Annotated in this window: 17 protein-coding genes; 15 read left to right on the forward strand and 2 right to left on the reverse strand. The window is 63.4% G+C overall.

Annotation, left to right across the window (positions count from 1 at the left end):
- Positions 1–3: 3 nt before the first annotated feature.
- From CJU94_RS04165 to CJU94_RS41695, 5 genes are all read left to right on the forward strand, one after another.
- A complete protein-coding gene (locus CJU94_RS04165; RefSeq protein ID WP_095417638.1) occupies positions 4–792 on the forward strand; it encodes an alpha/beta fold hydrolase in 789 nt (262 codons plus the stop codon).
- 118 nt (positions 793–910) lie between these two features.
- The gene (locus CJU94_RS04170) at positions 911–1,168 is read left to right on the forward strand and encodes a BTH_I0359 family protein (protein ID WP_007179533.1); all 258 of its coding nucleotides are present in this window, start codon (positions 911–913) and stop codon (positions 1,166–1,168) included.
- A 292-nt stretch (positions 1,169–1,460) separates the two neighbouring features.
- Positions 1,461–2,531, forward strand: a complete 1,071-nt coding sequence (locus CJU94_RS04175; protein WP_095417639.1) for a homocysteine S-methyltransferase family protein — start codon at positions 1,461–1,463, stop codon at positions 2,529–2,531.
- 85 nt (positions 2,532–2,616) lie between these two features.
- On the forward strand, positions 2,617–5,334 hold the full coding sequence (gene metH / locus CJU94_RS04180; protein WP_167397514.1) for a methionine synthase: 2,718 nt from the start codon (positions 2,617–2,619) through the stop codon (positions 5,332–5,334).
- A 171-nt stretch (positions 5,335–5,505) separates the two neighbouring features.
- Positions 5,506–5,715 (forward strand): acid-shock protein, encoded by a 210-nt coding sequence (locus CJU94_RS41695; RefSeq protein WP_095417640.1) that lies wholly within the window; start codon positions 5,506–5,508, stop codon positions 5,713–5,715.
- Between the two features lie 143 nt (positions 5,716–5,858).
- Here the strand turns inward: CJU94_RS41695 and CJU94_RS04190 are convergent, their stop codons facing one another.
- On the reverse strand, positions 5,859–6,185 hold the full coding sequence (locus CJU94_RS04190; protein WP_095417641.1) for a DUF1840 domain-containing protein: 327 nt from the start codon (positions 6,183–6,185) through the stop codon (positions 5,859–5,861).
- A 447-nt stretch (positions 6,186–6,632) separates the two neighbouring features.
- Between CJU94_RS04190 and argS the strand changes: the two genes are divergently transcribed.
- The 6 genes from argS to CJU94_RS04220 all read left to right on the forward strand — a co-directional run bounded on the left by argS (position 6,633) and on the right by CJU94_RS04220 (position 13,583).
- A complete protein-coding gene (gene argS, locus CJU94_RS04195; RefSeq protein WP_095417642.1) occupies positions 6,633–8,423 on the forward strand; it encodes an arginine--tRNA ligase in 1,791 nt (596 codons plus the stop codon).
- Positions 8,424–8,484: 61 nt separating this feature from the next.
- Entirely contained in the window at positions 8,485–9,303 is an 819-nt protein-coding gene (locus CJU94_RS04200) for an SPOR domain-containing protein (protein ID WP_095417643.1), read from the forward strand.
- Positions 9,304–9,475: 172 nt separating this feature from the next.
- The gene (locus CJU94_RS04205) at positions 9,476–10,114 is read left to right on the forward strand and encodes a thiol:disulfide interchange protein DsbA/DsbL (protein ID WP_095420214.1); all 639 of its coding nucleotides are present in this window, start codon (positions 9,476–9,478) and stop codon (positions 10,112–10,114) included.
- Positions 10,115–10,129: 15 nt separating this feature from the next.
- The gene (locus tag CJU94_RS04210) at positions 10,130–10,909 is read left to right on the forward strand and encodes an SDR family oxidoreductase (protein ID WP_095417644.1); all 780 of its coding nucleotides are present in this window, start codon (positions 10,130–10,132) and stop codon (positions 10,907–10,909) included.
- Between the two features lie 3 nt (positions 10,910–10,912).
- Positions 10,913–11,731, forward strand: coding sequence for a cobalamin-binding protein (locus tag CJU94_RS04215; RefSeq protein ID WP_095417645.1), 819 nt, complete (start codon positions 10,913–10,915; stop codon positions 11,729–11,731).
- 265 nt (positions 11,732–11,996) lie between these two features.
- Positions 11,997–13,583 carry an ABC transporter substrate-binding protein gene (locus CJU94_RS04220; RefSeq protein ID WP_095417646.1) on the forward strand — a complete coding sequence of 529 codons (1,587 nt, stop codon included), beginning with the start codon at positions 11,997–11,999 and terminating at the stop codon, positions 13,581–13,583.
- 77 nt (positions 13,584–13,660) lie between these two features.
- Here CJU94_RS04220 and CJU94_RS04225 read toward each other — a convergent pair whose 3' ends face one another.
- On the reverse strand, positions 13,661–14,734 hold the full coding sequence (locus tag CJU94_RS04225; protein ID WP_167397515.1) for an MBL fold metallo-hydrolase: 1,074 nt from the start codon (positions 14,732–14,734) through the stop codon (positions 13,661–13,663).
- A 187-nt stretch (positions 14,735–14,921) separates the two neighbouring features.
- Between CJU94_RS04225 and CJU94_RS04230 the strand changes: the two genes are divergently transcribed.
- The 4 genes from CJU94_RS04230 (at position 14,922) to CJU94_RS04245 (ending at position 19,333) form a co-directional block, all read left to right on the forward strand.
- A complete protein-coding gene (locus CJU94_RS04230; protein WP_095417648.1) occupies positions 14,922–15,326 on the forward strand; it encodes a MerR family transcriptional regulator in 405 nt (134 codons plus the stop codon).
- Between the two features lie 85 nt (positions 15,327–15,411).
- Positions 15,412–17,241 (forward strand): bifunctional isocitrate dehydrogenase kinase/phosphatase, encoded by a 1,830-nt coding sequence (aceK, locus tag CJU94_RS04235; protein ID WP_095417649.1) that lies wholly within the window; start codon positions 15,412–15,414, stop codon positions 17,239–17,241.
- Positions 17,242–17,340: 99 nt separating this feature from the next.
- Positions 17,341–18,117, forward strand: a complete 777-nt coding sequence (gene can, locus CJU94_RS04240; RefSeq protein ID WP_095417650.1) for a carbonate dehydratase — start codon at positions 17,341–17,343, stop codon at positions 18,115–18,117.
- Positions 18,118–18,124: 7 nt separating this feature from the next.
- The gene (locus CJU94_RS04245; RefSeq protein WP_095420215.1) at positions 18,125–19,333 is read left to right on the forward strand and encodes an acetyl-CoA C-acetyltransferase; all 1,209 of its coding nucleotides are present in this window, start codon (positions 18,125–18,127) and stop codon (positions 19,331–19,333) included.
- The last annotated feature ends 25 nt before the right edge of the window (positions 19,334–19,358 follow it).

The raw sequence follows: 19,358 nt of genomic DNA on the forward strand, positions 1-19,358 counted from the left end.
CGCATGCAAGTGAACATCAACGGTATCGAAACGCGCTATGTGTTGAGCAACGAGGGCGGCGGCCCGTGGCTGACGTTCGTCCACCAGCTCGGCGGCGACCTGTCCGTCTGGGACCAGCTCGCCGGCTATTTCCGCGACGACTACACCGTGTTGCGCTACGACCTGCGCGGCCATGGCAAGACTGCGGCGTCCGGCGCGCCCTTTAGCGTGGCCGATCTCTCACGCGATCTCGCCGCGCTGCTCGATGCACTCGGCGCACCGCGTACCCATTTGGTCGGCATGTCGTTGGGCGGCATGATCGCGCAGCAATTCGCGCTCGACCATCCCGCGCGGGTCGACACGTTGACGATCGCCGACAGTAGCGGCGGCACGTTGCCGGAAGCCCGCACCATCTGGGATCAGCGTGCGGCGGCGGCCCGCAACGACGGCATGGCGGCGCTCGTGCCCGCAACATTGAGCCGCTGGCTGACAGCCGAATTTCAAGCCGCGCACCCCGAAGTGGTCGAGCAGATCCGCGACGTATTGCTGCACACGTTGTCAGAAGGCTACGCCATGGCGTGCGAAGCCCTGCGCGATTTCGACGTACGCAGTAAGCTGACAACAATCCGATGCCCAACATTGACCGTGGCGGGCCGCCGCGACACGGGCACGCCGCCTGCTGCTACTCAGGCGATAGCAGACGCCATCGAAGGCGCACGTTTCGAACTGCTGGATGCCGCTCATCTTGCGCCCATCGAGCAATCTCATCGTTTTGCTGCACTGCTTGAAACGTTTCTTGAAAGACCGGTCTAACCGGTAGGTTCGGTACTTTTATGAGCATCAATCCGAACCCACCCCTTGAATTCCAAACCATACGCTCCACCTATGGCGCAGGAATGGCCAGGAGCCAACGGAAATAAGGAGTGTCGCCATGCAAATGATCTACAACAGCCCCAATTACTGTGTCGTCGAGTTTCCGCCGCAGGAAGGTCCGCTGGCCATGAAGTCGGGTGGCTATGAGATCGTCGACAAGAACATGCAGCGCGAGATCTATATCGACGGAGCAATGGCGGCGCGTTTTCGCGAACACGTGCAGAAGCTGATCGAAGAGGAGCCGTCGCTGGATGAAGTGGACGAATTCCTCGGCCAGTTCGACAGTTTGATGCATCAACCCGTGATTCTTCACTAAGCAAAGGGTTCGGCTTACCGTTTTTGGCGACATACATTGACCGCGCCGGCTGCACTCCTTCCCGGGTAGGCAGGCGGTTTTTACAAGACGGTCGGCAATCATCATGAAGCGGCCCAGCAGGCGTTTGCCTCGTTGGGCCGTTTTCTTTTTCGCGCCGCCTCGCTGCTCTTTGCCATGCGGCGCGCCTCCCTCGACCGCCAGGGTGGCTGTCGAGGGAGGCGCCGGGCGGTTTGGCCCGGCAGCGGCTACAATGACAGGTTCCCGAAAAAGCCGGCGCAAGCCCTCGTCCGCCATGAACCAGCCCGCTCCAACCGCCACGCCAGTCCGTCCCGACGCCGCCTACACGCGCGGCGCGGCGCTGCCCGCGCTGCTCAAGTCGCGCATCCTGATCCTGGACGGCGCGATGGGCACGATGATCCAGCGCTACAAGCTCGACGAAGCCCGCTACCGCGGTGAGCGCTTCAAGGACTACGGGCGCGACATCAAGGGCAACAACGAACTGCTTTCGATCACGCAGCCGCAGATCATCAGCGAGATCCACGAGCAGTATCTGGCCGCGGGTGCGGACATCATCGAAACCAACACGTTCGGGGCGACTACGGTCGCCCAGGCGGACTACGGCATGGAAGCGCTCGCGGTCGAGATGAATCTCGAGTCGGCGAAACTGGCGCGCGCCGCCTGCGACAAGTATTCGACGCCCGACAAGCCGCGCTTCGTCGCCGGTGCGATCGGACCGACGCCGAAGACCGCGAGCATTTCTCCTGACGTGAACGACCCGGGCGCGCGCAACGTGACGTTCGACGAACTGCGCGCGGCCTACTACGAGCAAGCCAAGGCCCTGCTCGAGGGCGGCGCCGATCTGTTCCTCGTCGAAACCATTTTCGACACGCTCAATGCGAAGGCGGCCCTCTTTGCATTGGACGAACTGTTCGAAGACACCGGCGAGCGTCTGCCGATCATGATCTCCGGCACCGTCACCGACGCCTCGGGCCGCATTCTGTCGGGCCAGACGGTCGAAGCGTTCTGGAACTCGCTGCGTCACGCCAGGCCGCTCACGTTCGGTTTGAACTGCGCGTTGGGCGCGGCTTTGATGCGCCCGTACATCGCGGAACTGGCCAGGCTCTGCGACACGTATGTGTCGTGCTATCCGAATGCCGGCTTGCCGAATCCGATGAGCGATACGGGCTTTGATGAACTGCCTGCGGATACTTCGGGCCTGCTCAAGGAATTCGCGCAAGCGGGTCTCGTGAATATCGCCGGCGGCTGCTGCGGCACGACGCCGGAGCATATTGCGGCGATTGCGCAGGCGCTGGCCGAAGTCAAGCCGCGCCAATGGCCGACGCAATACCGCGACGCAGCCTGAGTCCCAGTGGCGGCCTGCCGAGCCGCCGCCGCACTTCCGCCATCGAACACGACGCACTTAATCGCAGCAATCGAGCACATACGCCATGACCGATCACACCTTGCGCCTTGCCGGCCTCGAGCCGTTCAACGTCACGTCCGGGACGCTCTTCATCAACGTGGGTGAACGCACCAACGTGACCGGCTCGAAGGCGTTTGCGCGAATGATCCTGAACGACCAGTTCGACGACGCGATCGCGGTTGCACGCCAGCAGGTCGAAAACGGCGCGCAGATCATCGACGTCAACATGGACGAGGCGATGCTCGATTCGAAAGCGGCGATGGTGCGCTTCATGAATCTGATCGCATCGGAACCGGATATCGCGCGCGTGCCGATCATGATCGACTCGTCGAAATGGGAAGTGATCGAAGCGGGCCTGAAGTGCGTGCAAGGCAAGGCGATCGTCAACTCGATCTCGCTGAAGGAAGGCGAAGACGCGTTCCGCCATCACGCCAACCTGATTCGCCGCTACGGCGCGGCCGCCGTGGTGATGGCCTTCGACGAACAAGGCCAGGCCGACACCTTCGAGCGCAAGACGCAGATCTGCAAACGCTCGTATGACTTCCTCGTGAACGAAGTCGGCTTTCCGCCGGAAGACATCATCTTCGATCCGAACATCTTCGCGATCGCGACCGGCATCGAGGAGCACAACAACTATGCGGTCGACTTCATCAACGCGACGCGCTGGATCAAGCAGAACCTGCCGTACGCGAAGGTGAGCGGCGGCGTGTCGAACGTGTCGTTCTCGTTCCGCGGCAACGACCCGGTGCGCGAAGCGATCCACACCGTGTTCCTGTACCACGCGATCCAGGCGGGCATGGATATGGGCATCGTCAACGCGGGCCAGCTCGGCGTGTATGCCGAGCTCGATCCGGAGTTGCGCGAACGGGTCGAAGACGTCGTGTTGAACCGCCGTGAAGACGGCACCGACCGGCTGCTCGAAATCGCCGACAAGTTCAAGACCGGCGCCGCGAAGAAAGAAGAGAACCTCGAGTGGCGCAATCAGCCGGTCGAGAAACGTTTGTCGCACGCGCTCGTGCACGGCATCACCAATTTCATTGTCGAAGACACCGAGGAAGTCCGCGCGAAGATCGCCGCCGAAGGCGGCCGTCCGATCAACGTGATCGAAGGCCCGTTGATGGACGGCATGAATATCGTCGGCGACCTGTTCGGTCAGGGCAAGATGTTCCTGCCGCAGGTGGTGAAGTCGGCGCGCGTGATGAAGCAGGCCGTCGCGCATCTGATTCCGTACATCGAAGAAGAAAAGAAACAGCTCGCCGAAGCCGGCGCCGACGTGCGCGCGAAGGGCAAGATCGTCATCGCCACGGTGAAGGGCGACGTGCACGATATCGGCAAGAACATCGTCTCGGTGGTGCTTCAGTGCAATAACTTCGAAGTGGTCAACATGGGCGTGATGGTCCCGTGCAACGACATTCTCGCCAAGGCGAAGGTCGAAGGCGCCGACATCATCGGTCTCTCCGGGCTGATCACGCCGAGCCTCGAAGAGATGGCCTACGTCGCGTCGGAAATGCAGCGCGACGACTACTTCCGCATCAAGAAGATTCCGCTCCTGATCGGCGGCGCCACCACCTCGCGCGTGCACACTGCCGTGAAGATCGCGCCGCATTACGAAGGGCCGGTGGTCTATGTGCCGGACGCGTCGCGCTCGGTGTCCGTGGCGTCGAGCCTGCTGTCCGACGAAGGCGCCGCCAGGTACCTCGACGAACTCAAGTCCGACTACGACCGGATCCGCGATCAGCACGCCAACAAGAAAGCACAGCCCATGGTCACGCTGGCCGAAGCCCGCGCCAACAAGACCAGGATCGACTGGGCGAGCTATCAGCCGGTCAAGCCGAAGTTCATCGGCCGCCGCGTGTTCAAGAACTTCGATCTGGCTGAACTGGCCAACTATATCGACTGGGGTCCGTTCTTCCAGACGTGGGACCTGGCGGGTCCGTATCCGGCCATTCTGAACGACGAGATCGTCGGCGAATCGGCGCGGCGCGTGTTCTCGGACGGCAAGTCGATGCTCGCGCGTCTGATCCAGGGCCGCTGGCTGCAGGCGAACGGCGTGATCGCGCTGCTGCCCGCCAACACGGTGAACGACGACGACATCGAAATCTACACGGACGAATCGCGCTCGGAAGTCGCGCTCACCTGGCGCAATCTGCGCCAGCAAAGCGTGCGTCCGGTAGTGGACGGCGTGATGCGGCCGAACCGGTCGCTCGCCGACTTCATCGCGCCGAAGGAATCGGGCGTGGCCGACTACATCGGCATGTTCGCGGTGACGGCGGGTCTGGGCGTCGACGTGAAGGAAAAGCAGTTCGAAAAGGACCACGACGACTACAGCGCGATCATGCTGAAGGCGCTCGCCGACCGTTTCGCCGAAGCCTTCGCCGAAGCGCTGCATGCACGCGTGCGGCGCGACCTGTGGGGCTACGCGAATGACGAAACCCTCGCCAACGACGACCTGATCGCGGAAAAGTACCGTGGCATTCGCCCGGCGCCCGGCTATCCGGCTTGCCCGGATCACCTGGTGAAGCGCGACATGTTCAACGTGCTGAACGCCACCGAAATCGGCATGAGCGTGACCGAATCACTGGCCATGCTGCCGGCGGCGAGCGTCTCAGGCTTCTATCTGGCGCATCCGGACAGCACTTATTTCTCGGTCGGCAAGATCGGCCAGGACCAGCTGGAGGACTACGCAAAGCGCATGTCGCTGTCGAAGGCGGATGCGGAACGCGCCTTGGCGCCTTTGCTGTAAGCGCCGAGCGGCGTGGCGTGGCGTGGCGGGAAACCCACTATATCGGGCATGAAAGACTGAATATTTGCGGCAACGTAATTTTCGGCTTTGTAGACTGAGGCGGCTTGACCCCGCCAGACGCGGCGAAAACGCGTCGGCTCATTAATTGCAATCGTCAACGGAGAAAATAGTATGAAGAAGCTGACGCTGTTGTTGACCGCTGTTTCGCTTGCCTTGGGCGCCTCGGCTGCGCTGGCCCAGACCGCCGCGCCCGGCGGCTCCAGTTCGGTCAGTTCGTATTCGCCGCCCACGGTGAAACACGTCAAGAAACCGAAGAAAGCCAAAGCGAAGAAAGGTGCGTCAGCTCCCGCGGCCGCGCCGGCGGACGCCGCCAGCCAGTAAGCAGCACGGCAGCACCGGCCGGTTCGGATCTCCGAACGACAAAGAGCCCGCACGAGCGGGCTCTTTGTCATTGGTGCGCCGGGGTTCGCGCCGCCGCACGCCGCGGCTCTATCGAGCGCCGCGTCCGGCAAAGCCGCGCGGGATCAGAGGCCCCAGACGATATCCGCGTTTTCCTTGCGCGCCGCGCGCAGCATGTCGAGGAACGGATATGCACGCTGTGCGAGGCCGGGCGGGATCTCGTGATGTTCGTGACCGTCTTCGCCCTCGTGGAAATGACCGTCGTGCTCGGCACGTTCCTGTTTGTCGACGGAAATAGCTGCTTCGAGTTTCTCGATGGCCACGCCCAGTTCGTCGTGAGTGATGACGCCGCGCTCACCCAGCCGCTTGCCGATGATCCCGACCAGATACTGTGCGAGATTTTCCAGCATCATCACGTCCGGGCAGGCGTGGCATTTGAAAGTAATCAGCATGACTGTTCCCTTTTTCGTTATGTTGGATTGGCGCGGAGGCGGCTCACAGGCAACCGCCGGCGCGCGTTACGTTGGCTCGCCGATCAGGCGTGGCGGCCACGGCCCTTGCTGGGCATCTCATTGAACATATTAGCACCTGCTAAAATCCGTCTGGACGGAAAAGCGTGCCGCAATGCGCCGCACGCGGCAAAGCAAAAGTGGCGTGGCTGGGGCGGTTGGCCGCGACTCGCCTCACCGCTGCGAGCCGCGGCAGCCAATGCCACGGCAGGCCGCCGCGCACCGCGCTTAACGCGTTGCAGGCAACGTGCCTGATGCCGCAGTCATTGCGCCTTATGCGCCGCGGCGGGTGCACGCCGCTTTCCACGCTTCTGACGAACCGGTTGCGCCTGCTGCGCGGCCGGCGCCTCTTCCGCATCACCGGATTGCCTCACTGGACTCGCAACAAGCATGCTGCCTGCACATAAACATACCCTCGAAACACTGCTCGCCGACACGGTGAAGCAGGTCGCGCTTGCCTCGCAAGGCGCGACCGAAGCTGCGTTCGTGTCGCCCACCATCACGCTGGAGCGTCCTAAAGTCGCCGCGCACGGCGACGTCGCCTGCAACGTGGCGATGCAACTCGCCAAGCCGCTGCGCGCCAATCCGCGCCAGCTCGCGCAACAGATCGTCGACGCGCTGCTCGCGCAGCCGCAGGCCAAAGGCCTGATCGAAGCCGCCGAAGTGGCGGGCCCCGGGTTCATCAACCTGCGCCTCGCGGCCGCTGCCAAACAGGCGGTGATCGCCGCCGTGTTCGCTGAACAGGAGCGCTTCGGCCGCTCGGCACGCGACGCAGGCAAGCATGTGCTGATCGAATTCGTCTCGGCCAACCCGACCGGCCCGCTGCACGTCGGCCACGGCCGCCAGGCCGCGCTCGGCGACGCGCTCTCGAACGTGCTGGCTAGCCAGGGCTGGGACGTGCACCGCGAGTTCTATTACAACGACGCGGGCGTGCAGATCCAGACGCTCGCCCTGTCCACCCAGGCGCGCGCCCGCGGCCTCGCCCCCGGCGACGAAGGCTGGCCTGCTTCGGCGTACAACGGCGAGTACATTGCCGACATCGCGAAAGACTATCTGGACGGCGCAACCGTGGCCGCGAGCGACGGCGAGCCGGTCACCGGCGCGCGTGACGTGGAAGACCTCGAAGCGATCCGCCGCTTCGCCGTGGCGTATCTGCGCCGCGAGCAGGACATGGACTTGCAGGCGTTCGGCGTGAAGTTCGACCAGTACTACCTGGAATCGTCGCTGTACAAGGAAGGCCGCGTCGAGAAGACCGTCGAGGCACTGATCGCCGCCGGCAAGACCTACGAGCAGGAAGGCGCGCTGTGGCTGCGCACCACGGACGACGGCGACGACAAAGACCGCGTGATGCGCAAGACCGACGGCACCTACACGTATTTCGTGCCGGACGTCGCCTATCACGTCGCCAAGTGGGAGCGCGGCTTCACCAAGGTGATCAACATTCAGGGCTCGGACCACCACGGCACGATCGCGCGGGTGCGCGCCGGCCTGCAGGGTCTCGGCATCGGCATTCCGAAGGGCTATCCCGACTACATCCTTCACAAAATGGTCACGGTCATGCGCAACGGCGAAGAGGTGAAAATCTCCAAGCGCGCCGGCAGCTACGTGACGGTGCGTGACCTGATCGAATGGTCGGGCGGCGCCACGCCGGGCTCGGAAGCCGCCGTCGATCTGATCGACGAGGAAACGATCCGCCGCGGCCGCGACGCCGTGCGCTTCTTCCTGATCTCGCGCAAGGCGGACACAGAATTCGTGTTCGACATCGACCTCGCGCTGAAGCAGAACGACGAGAATCCGGTGCATTACGTGCAGTACGCGCATGCGCGGATCTGCTCGGTGATCGCCGAGTGCAAGGCACGCTACAACACGGACGAAAGCACGCTGGCGGATGTGGACGTCGCGCCGCTCACGAGCGAACGTGCGATGGCCCTGCTGAACAAGCTCGCCGAATTCCCGGACATGCTGCAACACGCCGCCGATGAACTCGCGCCGCACGCGGTCGCGTTCTATCTGCGCGACCTCGCCGGGGAATTCCACTCGTTCTACAATGACAAAGCCGAACGCGTGCTGGTCGACGATGCGGCCGAGCGCAATGCACGCGTGGCGCTGCTCGCGGCCACGCGTCAGGTGCTGGCCAACGGTCTCGCGACGATCGGCGTCTCCGCTCCCGTCAAGATGTAAGTCCTCCGGCGCAACATGCATGCGGCCGTCGTTATAATCGACGGCCGTTCCAGGATTCTTTTTGCAGGTGATTCATACGATGGCAAAACCACGCCGCACAACGAAGCAATCGAAACAAACCGGGGGGACTTTTCTCGGCATCGTGCTGGGCCTGATCGTTGGCCTTGCGATCGCGGTAGTGGTGGCGCTGTATATCACCCGTGCGCCCACGCCATTCGTCTCGAAGGTGGCGCCGCCCGCGGCGTCGGATGCCGGCGCGAGCCAGCCTCAGTACGATCCGAACCGTCCGCTGCAAGGCAAGACGCCGGGTCAGCCGGTGCCGCAAGCCGCGCAGCCGGCGCCGCCGAACACCGCGCCTGGCCAGACCAACCCGCAAACGCAGTCGGGCATGCTGGAAGAGCCGCAGATCGTCGAAGTGCCGCCGGCCAACGGCAACGCCGGCAACGCGAGCGGCACGGCGCTCGCGCCGAAGCCCGCGCAGGATAACGCCAACAACACGGCCGCCACGCCCGCGAAGAAGCCGCAAGCCTCCAGCGCGCCGGCCGCCACCGCGGCGGGTTCGGCGCCGAAGAGCAGTTCGTCCGCCAGCACCGCCAACGCCAAGCCCGGTTCGGGCGCGGCGCCGGCGGCAGGCGACGCGAACACGGGCTACTTCCTGCAAGTCGGCGCCTACAAGACCGCGGCGGACGCCGAACAGCAGCGCGCGCGTCTCGCCTTCCAGGGCTTCGAATCGAAGGTCACGCAGCGCGATGCGGGCGGCGTCACGTATTACCGCGTGCGTATCGGGCCGTTCTCGAAGTTCGAAGACATGAATTCGAGCCGTCAGCGTCTGTCCGATGCGGGCGTGGATACCGCGGTGATCCGCTTCACGAAGCAATAAGCCAACAAGAAACAAACGGTGATTTGCCGGGACGCGCCGCCGCCGAACTATCGGCGCGCGGCGCGTGTCACAAACACGACGGACGGTTCAAACCGTCCGACGCCGAATCTTGAAGACGGTGGCGGGCTTTTGCGTGGCGCCACCGCTTTACGCCTACTTGGGTCAACACAACATGAAAAAACTGCTGAGCATTCTGTTCCTCTCGCTGGGACTCGTTGCCGCCACGGCGCAGGCATCGCCGGCCGCGCCGGTATCGGGCAAGGACTACACCGTGCTGGCCACGGCGCAGCCGACCGACGTGCCCGCCGGCAAGATCGAAGTCACCGAATTCTTCTGGTACGGCTGCCCGCACTGCAACGAATTCAACCCGTATCTCGAAACGTGGGTGAAGAAACAGGGTCCGGACGTGGTATTCAAGCGCGTGCCGGTCGCCTTCCGCGACGACTTCATTCCGCACTCCCGGATGTATCACGCGCTCGACGCGCTCGGCCTCGCCACGCAGCTCACGCCGAAGGTTTTCAACGAAATCCACGTCAACAAGAACTACCTGCTGACGCCGGAAGATCAGGCCAAATTCCTCGCGAAGAACGGCGTCGATCCGAAGAAGTACATGGACGCGTACAACTCGTTCTCGACGCAAAGCGCGCTGCAGAAAGACAAGAAGCTGCTGGAAGACTACAAGATCGACGGTGTGCCGACGCTGGCCGTGCAGGGCAAGTATGAAACCGGCCCGGCCGCGACCAACAGCTTGCCGGGCACGATCCAGGTGCTGGACTACCTGGTCGCGCAGGTCCGCGCCAAGAAGATGTAACGCCGAGGCGCCGGAATGAGTTCACCGTTGAAGGTTTTCATTACCGGCGCTTCGAGTGGCATCGGCCTCGCGCTCGCCGCCGAATATGCGCGGCGCGGCGCGATTCTCGGCCTGGTTGCCCGCCGCGGCGACGCCCTCGCCGCTTTCCAGCAGTCCCATCCGCAAAACACCGTCTCCATCTATTCCGTCGACGTGCGCGACGCCGAAGCGCTCGCCGAGGCGGCTGCGCAATTCATCGCGCGGCACGGCTTGCCGGACGTCGTGATCGCCAACGCCGGCATCAGCCGCGGCGCGGTCACCGGCCATGGCGATCTGCGCGCCTTCCGCGAAGTGATGGATATCAATTACTTCGGCATGGTCGCCACCTTCGAGCCGTTCGCCGCCGCGATGGTCGCCGCGAAACACGGCACGCTGGTGGGGATTGCCAGCGTCGCCGGCGTGCGCGGCTTGCCGGGTTCCGGCGCGTACAGCGCGTCGAAATCGGCGGCGCTGAAGTATCTCGAAGCGTTGCGCGTCGAGATGCGGCCGTGCGGCGTCGGTGTGGTCACCATCGCGCCCGGCTACATCCGCACGCCCATGACCGAGCACAACCCGTACACCATGCCGTTCCTGATGGACGCCGACCGTTTCGCCGCGAAGGTGGCAAAGGCCATCGAGCGTCGAACGGCGTTCGCGGTGTTCCCCTGGCAGATGCGCATCGTGGCCATGCTGCTGCACGTGCTGCCGCGCTGGCTGTACGACCGCGCGTTCGAACGCGCGCCGCGCAAGCCGCGCGCCGCCGCGGAAACCGAGTAAGCCATGCACACCCGTGCGGTCGATGCAGCCGGCGTCGCGCACGAACCGGCAGGCGCCGCGGCACGCATCGTCTCGCTGGTGCCGAGCATCACCGAACTGCTTTTCGCCCTTGGTCTGGACCGGCGGATCGTCGGCCGCACCGGCTTTTGCGTGCATCCCCGAGACAAGGTGCGTGAGGTCCGCAAGGTCGGCGGCACCAAAGCCGTGAATCTCGCCGCCATTCGTGCGTTGCGCCCCACTCATCTGATCGTCAATATCGACGAAAACGAGCACGATACCGTCGAGCAATTGCGCACATTCGTGCCACACATCGTCGTGACGCATCCGCGAACGCCGCAGGACAATCTGGCGCTGTACACGCTGCTGGGCGCGATCTTCGATCGGGCGCAGGAAGCGCAGCGTCTGTGCGAAACGCTCGAAGCCCGCCTGCACGAAGCGGCGGCGCACGCGTTCAGTCCGCAAAGCGTGCTGTATCTGATCTGGCGCGAACCGTGGATGACCGTGGCGCGCGACACTTATATCTCCGCGATGCTGCGACTCGTGAACTGGCACACGCTGCCTGACGTGCAAGGCGGAGCGGCAGGCGCCGCACGTTACCCGATGCTCGAGTTCGACACCGCGCCGTGGCTCGCCCAGGTCGACCGCATCCTGCTCTCCAGTGAGCCGTACCGCTTCACGCAGGTCCATTGCGACGCGCTGAAGCGCGATTCGCGGCTAGCCGGCAAGCGCATCGAGTTGATCGACGGGGAAATGGTGTCGTGGTACGGCGTGCGCGCGATCGAAGGCATCGCTTATCTGCTGCGGCGCGCCGGGGCGGCATGAGTGCGGGCGCCGCGGCGCGACGCGGCGCAGGCCCACCCTTCCATATAAATATGCGGATTATGTTGTTGTCGGCGCAACGACCCTTCGATAAGCTTTCGCGAAGGCCGACGCGCGCGCAGCCGGCATTGTCCCACCCATGCGCCAGCGCCGGAAACGTATCACAATGAAGAAGGCGGCTACGCCTCATGGCCGCTCGTCCCTCGTCAACGGAACATAACCACACAACCAGACGCACTGCCTGACTGCGCTTGTTATGGGAGATCCTATGCGCTTCAAACTGCTCGCAGCCGCCGTACTGTTCACGGCGCCCGCGCTCGTGCTCGCCAAACCGCTGACCGTCTGTACCGAGTCGAGCCCCGACGGCTTCGATGTCGTGCAGTTCAATTCGCTCGTCACGACCAACGCATCGGCCGACGTGATCTTCAATTCGCTGGTCTCCTACGACGAGGCCGCGAAGAAAGTGGTGCCGGCGCTGGCCGACAAGTGGGACGTGAGCGCCGACGGCCTCACCTACACGTTCCATCTGCGCCCGAACGTGCAATTCCAGAGCACCGACTACTTCAAGCCCACCCGCCCGCTCAACGCCGACGACGTGGTCTTCACGTTCGACCGCATGCTCGACGACAGCAATCCGTGGCACAAGGTGGCGGGCGCGAGCGGCTTCCCGCATGCGCAGTCCATGGGCCTGCCCAAGCTCATCAAATCCATCAGCAAGGTCGACGAGAACACCGTCAAGTTCGAACTGAACGCGCCCGACGCAACCTTCGTGTCGATCCTGACCATGGGGTTCGCGTCGATCTATTCGGCTGAATACGCCGATCAGTTGCTCAAGGCCGGCAAGCAGGCCGATCTGAATTCGAAGCCGATCGGCACCGGTCCGTTCGAACTGAAGAGCTATACGAAAGACGCGGTGATCCGCTACGACGTGAACCCGGCCTACTGGGGTCCGAAGCCGAAGATCGACCGCCTGATCTATGCGATCACGCCGGACGCCACGGTGCGGGCGCAGAAGGTGAAAACCGGCGAATGCCAGATCGCGTTGTCGCCGAAGCCGCAGGATCTCGCCGACGCGAAGAGCGACAAGTCGCTCGCGATCGTGCAGACGCCCGCGTTCATGACGGCGTTCGTCGCGTTGAACACACAGAAAAAGCCGCTCGACAACCAGAAGGTGCGCGCCGCGCTGAACATGGCATTCGACCGCACCACGTACCTGAAGACCGTGTTCGACAACACGGCGACGCCGGCCGTGAACCCGTATCCGCCGAACACGTGGAGCTACAACAAGTCCGTGAAAGCATGGCCGTACGACCCGGCAAAGGCGAAGAAACTGCTCGCCGACGCGGGCTATCCGAACGGCTTCGAAACGACGATCTGGGTACGTCCGAACGGCAGCGTGCTGAACCCGAATCCGAAGGCCGGCGCGGAACTGCTGCAAGCCGACTTCGCGAAGATCGGCGTGAAGGCCGAGGTGAAGGTGATCGAATGGGGCGAGTTGATCAAGGAGGCCAAGCAAGGCCAGCATGACTCGCTCTTCATGGGCTGGGCCGGCGACAACGGCGATCCGGACAACTACCTGTCGCCGCTGTTCAGCTGCAACGCGGTCAAGTCGGGCATCAACTTCGCGCGTTTCTGCGATCAGGATCTGGACAAGCTGATTGCCGACGGCAAGGCAACGCCGGATCAATCCAGGCGCGCGAAAGCGTATGAGCAGGCGCAGCAGGTCATTCACGATCAGGCGCTGTGGATTCCGCTCGGTTATCCGACCGCCGCTGCGATCACGCGCACGAATGTGAGCGGTTATCACGTGAGTCCGTTTGGACGGCAGAACTTTGGGACGGCGTCGGTGCAGTAGTCGCTTCTACGTCTGACACCGCAAAAAAAAGCCCGGCTGCGAAAGCACCGGGCTTTTTTATCTAATCACCACCGCGATCACGCCGGCGAAAACCGAATCACCCCATCCGCATCCTGCTTACGTGTCAGCTCGCCCGCCAGCCACAGCAGATGCAAGTGCGCCAAAGCTTCGCCCATCGCAAACGTCATTTGATGGATGTCGAGCTGGCGCTTGAACATGAGCGGCACGATATCCGCGGCGCTCTGCGGTTTCTCCGCGCATGCCTCGCGCACTTCCGCCAGACGCGCGTCATGATGCTCGCGCAGTTGCCGGATCCGCGTGCGCACACCGCGAAACGGCTTGCCATGCGACGGCAGCACGAGCGTATCTTCCGGCATCGTCTCGTAACGGCCGAGCGACTCCAGATACAGCGCGAGCGGTGAGCCTTCCGGCTCCATATCGAACACCGAGACATTGGTCGAAATGCGCGGCAGCACCATGTCACCCGAAATCAATACGCCGGTCTCTTCGCAGAACAACGCGCAGTGTTCCGGCGAATGGCCGAAGCCGGTCACCACGCGCCACGTCCTGCCGCCGATCTTCACGCCGTCCGCTTCCCGCAAGCGGCGATACTGGCCCGGAATCGCCGGCACGAGGCTTGAGTAATAGCTCTTGCGATTGCGCAGCTTCTCGAGCGATTCCTCGTCGCTCACGCCGTGCCGCGCGAAGTGCCGCGCCGCGCCCTCGCCGCCCGCGTTCGAACCGTCGCCGGCCGCCATCACGCGGGCCTGCATGTATTCGCCGAGCGTAGTCCACAACCGCACGTCCCAGCGCTGTTTGTCGCCGCCCGCGCAAATCCAGTGCGCAAGACCGATGTGATCGGGATGGCAGTGCGTGACGATCACCCGTAGCACCGGCAGGCCGTCGAGCACCGAGTCGAACACCTTCTCCCAGTTCTCCTTGATCGCGTCCGAGGCGATGCCGCAGTCCACCACCGTCCAGCCCTGCTGGCCGTCGATCTCGTCACGCAGCAGCCACAGGTTGATGTGATCCAGCGCGAACGGCAACGGCATGCGCAGCCAGAACACGCCTCGCGCGACTTCCATCGCGTGGCCCGCGTCCGGCAACGCGTCGTTGAACGGGTAGTCGAGTTGGTGTTCGAGTGCATTCATCGTGGGTGTCTTCCTCCGTCGGCCGTCCGGCATGGCGAGATGCGCGATGCCGGATGGTGTGGTTGCGGCGTGCTGGTGCCGTACTGCGGCCGTACAGCGCCTGGTTGCGTTCGGCTCAAGTTGACGATAACGTAAACGTTGATTCTATCGTTCAATCCGATTTTCTGCCTGACCACGGAATGCCCCGATGAACACGCAATACACGATCACCGAGCTCGCGCGGGAATTCGACGTCACGCCGCGCGCGATCCGCTTCTACGAAGATCAGGGTTTACTCTCGCCGAGCCGGGAAGGATCGAGCGGCTTGCGGCGCGTCTATTCCGGCCGCGACCGAACGCGGCTCAAGCTCACGTTGCGCGGCAAGCGGCTCGGCTTCACGTTGTCGGAGATTCGCGATCTGCTGGACGTGTACGAGTCGCCGACCGACACGGTGCCGCAACTGCACGCGTTTCTCGCCACGGTGGCGCGTCATCAGGAAGTGCTGGCGCGTCAACTGGAAGACCTCAATGCGACGCTCGAAGACCTCGCGCAATACGAAGCGCAGGCGCGCGCGCTGCTCGCGACCGGCTCGCGCGAAGCCAAGCCGGCATGAACCACGGCGGCGAGATGCGTCGCGGGCCCACCCGGACGATACAATCCCGGGTGTCTTCACGACATGAGACGGATGCACGGTCGACATGAATCACTTCCCCAAACTGCTGTCGTCGCAAATCGGCTTTGACGTCGCACAGACCATGCTCGAAGGGTTCGACCGGCATTACCGGATCTTTCGCGACGCAGCGATCCACGCCAAGACGCTCTTTGAACAGGCCGACTGGCACGGTCTGCAGAAGCTCGCGCGCGATCGCATCACCTCGTACGACGAGCGCGTCGAGGAATGCGTCGAAGTGCTCGAAGACGAATACGACGCGGAGAATATCGACGACGAAGTGTGGCAGCAGATCAAGCTGCACTACATCGGCCTGTTGACCACGCACCGGCAACCCGAATGCGCGGAGACGTTTTTCAATTCGGTGTGCTGCAAGATCCTGCACCGCTCGTACTTCAACAACGATTTCATTTTCGTGCGCCCGGCCATCTCGACCGAATACATCGAGAATGACGAGCCGGCCGCGAAGCCCACGTACCGTGCGTATTATCCCGGCAAGGATGGCCTCGCGGCGACGCTCGAACGTATCGTCACGAACTTCCAGCTGGAGCCGCCGTTCGAGGACCTGACACGCGACGTCGGCTGCGTGATGCAGGCTATCCAGGACGCGTTCGGCGTGTTCGACGAAGCGCCCAATTTCCAGATTCACGTGCTCTCGTCGCTGTTCTACCGCAACAAGTCGGCGTATATCGTCGGACGGATCATCAACGGCGATCTGCTGCTGCCGTTCGCCGTGCCGGTGCGTCATGTTGAGCCGGGCGTGCTCGCGCTCGACACGGTGCTGCTCAAGCGCGACCAGTTGCTGATCATCTTCAGCTTCTCGCATTCGTACTTTCTGGTGGATATGGAAGTGCCGTCCGCTTATGTCGAATTTCTCGGCACCATCATGCAGGGCAAACCGAAAGCGGAGATCTATACGTCCGTGGGTTTGCAGAAGCAGGGCAAGAATCTGTTCTATCGCGACCTGCTGCATCATCTGTCGCATTCGAGCGACCAGTTCATCATCGCGCCCGGCATCAAGGGGCTCGTGATGCTGGTGTTCACGCTGCCGTCGTTTCCGTACGTGTTCAAGCTGATCAAAGACAGCTTCCCGCCGCCCAAGGAAACCACGCGCGCGCAGATCAAGGAAAAGTATCAACTGGTCAAACGGCACGACCGTTTGGGCCGCATGGCCGACACGCTCGAATATTCGAGCGTCGCGCTGCCCATTTCGCGGCTCGACGAAGCGCTGGTGCGTGAGCTCGAAAAGGAAGTGCCGTCGCAGATCGAATACGACGGCGATAGCCTCGTGATTCGCCATATGTATATCGAACGCCGCATGGTGCCGCTCAATCTGTTCCTGCAGAACGGCAACGACGAGGACATCGAGCACGGCATCAAGGAATACGGCAAGGCCATCAAGGAACTGATGCAGGCGAACATCTTCCCCGGCGACATGCTGTACAAAAACTTCGGCGTGACGCGCCATGGCCGCGTCGTGTTCTACGACTACGATGAAATCGAATATCTGACCGACTGCAACGTGCGCGCGGTGCCGGCGCCACGTAACGAGGAAGACGAAATGTCGGGCGAGCCGTGGTACTCGGTCGGGCCGCACGACATTTTCCCGGAGACGTACGGCACGTTTCTGCTCGGCGACCCACGCGTGCGCCGCTCCTTCATGCAGCATCACGCGGACTTCTTCGATCCCGCGCTGTGGCAACGGCACAAGGACCATCTATTGAAAGGCGAACTGCCCGACTTTTTCCCGTACGACGACAACGTGCGCTTCTGCATGCGCTACCCGGAACGCTTTGCGGATGCCGCCAACCGCGCTGCGGACACGCCGGCAGACGAACGCAGCGCGCGGGTGGCGTGACGCTCATGCGCCGCGCGCAGCGCAGTATTGAGTGCCTCGTTCGAACCTTATGTAACGACATCGACCGGTCAACCGGTCGAGCAACCGCCAAGACGCACCATGAACACAAACGCTTCCACGCCTGACAATCCGCTCTCGCATCTGTTCGACAACAACGAAGCATGGGTCGCCCGCAAGCTGTCCGAAGACCCCGAGTACTTCTCGCGTCTCGCCCATCAGCAGACGCCCGAGTATCTGTGGATCGGCTGCTCCGATTCGCGCGTGCCGGCGAACCAGATCATCGGCCTGCCGCCGGGCGAAGTGTTCGTGCACAGAAACATCGCCAACGTGGTGGTGCATTCCGATCTGAACTGTCTCTCGGTGATCCAGTTCGCCGTCGATCTGCTGAAGGTCAAGCACATCATGGTGGTCGGCCACTACGGCTGCTCGGGTGTCGGCGCGGCGCTGCACGGCCGCCGCGTGGGTCTCGCGGACAACTGGCTGCATCACGTGCAGGACGTGCGTACCAAGCACGCGGCGCTGATCGAGGAATGGCCGATCGGTGAGGCCCGTCATCGGCGCCTCGTCGAACTGAACGCGATCGAGCAGGTGGTGAACGTATGCCGCACCACCATCGTCAACGACGCATGGGCGCGTGGCCAGGCGTTGACGGTGCACGGCTGGGCCTACGGCGTGCATGACGGCAAGGTGCGCAACCTCGGCATGACGATCAGCGAACCGGCCGCGCTCGACGCGACCTATCAGAAGTGCGTGGCGGCCGTGTCGGCCGGCCGCGCACACAACGCAGACAACGACGTGGTGGCCGCCGATGCGGCGCAGCTCGGCGACGTGCCGGCCATCGTCGCAGGCGTCATCAAGGAGCTTAAACATGAGTGAGACGAGCATGAGTGAGACGAGCATGAGCGGGACCAGGACTGATCCGATCGTCATCGTGGGCGTGGCCCGCACGCCGATGGCGGCCTTCCAGGGCGACTTCGCCACGTTGACCGCGCCGCAACTAGGCTCGGTGGCGATCGCGGCGGCCGTGCAACGCGCGGGCCTCAAGCCTGAACAGATCGACGAAGTGGTAATGGGCTGCGTGCTGCCCGCAGGTCTCGGCCAGGCGCCCGCGCGCCAGGCCGCGCTCGGCGCCGGCTTGCCGCTCGCCACCGGCAGCACCACGGTGAACAAGATGTGCGGCTCCGGCATGCGCGCGGCGATGTTCGCGCACGACATGCTCGCCGCGGGCTCCGTCGACGTGATCGTCGCGGGCGGCATGGAAAGCATGACGAACGCGCCGTATCTGCTGCCCAAAGCGCGGGCCGGCATGCGCATGGGCCACGGCCAGGTAATCGACCACATGTTCTACGACGGTCTCGAAGATGCCTACGAAAAAGGCCGCCTGATGGGCACCTTTGCCGAAGAATGCGCGGCCTCGTTCGACTTCACGCGCGAAGCGCAGGACGCGTTCGCCGTCGAGTCCCTCAACCGTGCGAAGCGTGCGAACGAAGACGGTTCGTTCGCCTGGGAAATCGCGCCGGTGAAGGTGCAGAGCCGAAAGGGCGAAGTCACCGTCGATCACGACGAACAGCCGTTCAAGGCAAACATCGACAAGATTGCGACGCTCAAACCCGCGTTCAGCAAAACCGGCACGGTGACGGCGGCGAATTCGTCGTCGATTTCCGACGGCGCGGCCGCGCTCGTCATGATGCGCGAGTCGACCGCAAAGCGTCTGGGCGTTCAGCCGATCGCGCGCGTGGTCGGCCACTCGACCTTCGCGCAGGAACCGGCGAAGTTCACCACCGCGCCGGTCGGGGCGATTCGCAAGCTGTTCGAGAAGAACGGCTGGCGCGCCGACGAGGTTGATCTGTACGAGGTCAACGAAGCATTCGCCGTCGTGACGATGGCGGCCATGAAGGAACATCAGTTGCCGCACGAAAAGGTCAACGTGAACGGCGGCGCCTGTGCGCTCGGTCATCCGATCGGCGCGTCGGGCGCGCGGATTCTCGTCACGCTGATCGGCGCGCTGAAGCAACGCGGCGGCAAGCGCGGCGTCGCGACGCTGTGCATCGGCGGCGGCGAAGCCACGGCCATGGGTATCGAACTGGTGTAACGCGCGTTTTGCGGCGCACTCTTTT

It is taken from the genome of Paraburkholderia aromaticivorans (genome assembly GCF_002278075.1).
In the GTDB taxonomy this organism is placed as follows: domain Bacteria; phylum Pseudomonadota; class Gammaproteobacteria; order Burkholderiales; family Burkholderiaceae; genus Paraburkholderia; species Paraburkholderia aromaticivorans.

Bases quoted from the DNA above. Each gene is read 5' to 3' on its own strand.
- CJU94_RS04190 (WP_095417641.1), bottom strand. From the start codon at position 6,185: ATGCTGATTACTTTCAAATGCCACGCCTGCCCGGACGTGATGATGCTG.
- CJU94_RS04175 (WP_095417639.1), top strand. From the start codon at position 1,461: ATGAACCAGCCCGCTCCAACCGCCACGCCAGTCCGTCCCGACGCCGCC.
- CJU94_RS04210 (WP_095417644.1), top strand. From the start codon at position 10,130: ATGAGTTCACCGTTGAAGGTTTTCATTACCGGCGCTTCGAGTGGCATC.
- can (WP_095417650.1), top strand. From the start codon at position 17,341: ATGAACACAAACGCTTCCACGCCTGACAATCCGCTCTCGCATCTGTTC.
- CJU94_RS04245 (WP_095420215.1), top strand. From the start codon at position 18,125: ATGAGTGAGACGAGCATGAGCGGGACCAGGACTGATCCGATCGTCATC.
- CJU94_RS04225 (WP_167397515.1), bottom strand. From the start codon at position 14,734: ATGAATGCACTCGAACACCAACTCGACTACCCGTTCAACGACGCGTTG.
- CJU94_RS04230 (WP_095417648.1), top strand. From the start codon at position 14,922: ATGAACACGCAATACACGATCACCGAGCTCGCGCGGGAATTCGACGTC.
- CJU94_RS41695 (WP_095417640.1), top strand. From the start codon at position 5,506: ATGAAGAAGCTGACGCTGTTGTTGACCGCTGTTTCGCTTGCCTTGGGC.
- argS (WP_095417642.1), top strand. From the start codon at position 6,633: ATGCTGCCTGCACATAAACATACCCTCGAAACACTGCTCGCCGACACG.
- CJU94_RS04220 (WP_095417646.1), top strand. From the start codon at position 11,997: ATGCGCTTCAAACTGCTCGCAGCCGCCGTACTGTTCACGGCGCCCGCG.
- CJU94_RS04205 (WP_095420214.1), top strand. From the start codon at position 9,476: ATGAAAAAACTGCTGAGCATTCTGTTCCTCTCGCTGGGACTCGTTGCC.
- aceK (WP_095417649.1), top strand. From the start codon at position 15,412: ATGAATCACTTCCCCAAACTGCTGTCGTCGCAAATCGGCTTTGACGTC.
- CJU94_RS04165 (WP_095417638.1), top strand. From the start codon at position 4: ATGCAAGTGAACATCAACGGTATCGAAACGCGCTATGTGTTGAGCAAC.
- CJU94_RS04215 (WP_095417645.1), top strand. From the start codon at position 10,913: ATGCACACCCGTGCGGTCGATGCAGCCGGCGTCGCGCACGAACCGGCA.
- CJU94_RS04170 (WP_007179533.1), top strand. From the start codon at position 911: ATGCAAATGATCTACAACAGCCCCAATTACTGTGTCGTCGAGTTTCCG.
- metH (WP_167397514.1), top strand. From the start codon at position 2,617: ATGACCGATCACACCTTGCGCCTTGCCGGCCTCGAGCCGTTCAACGTC.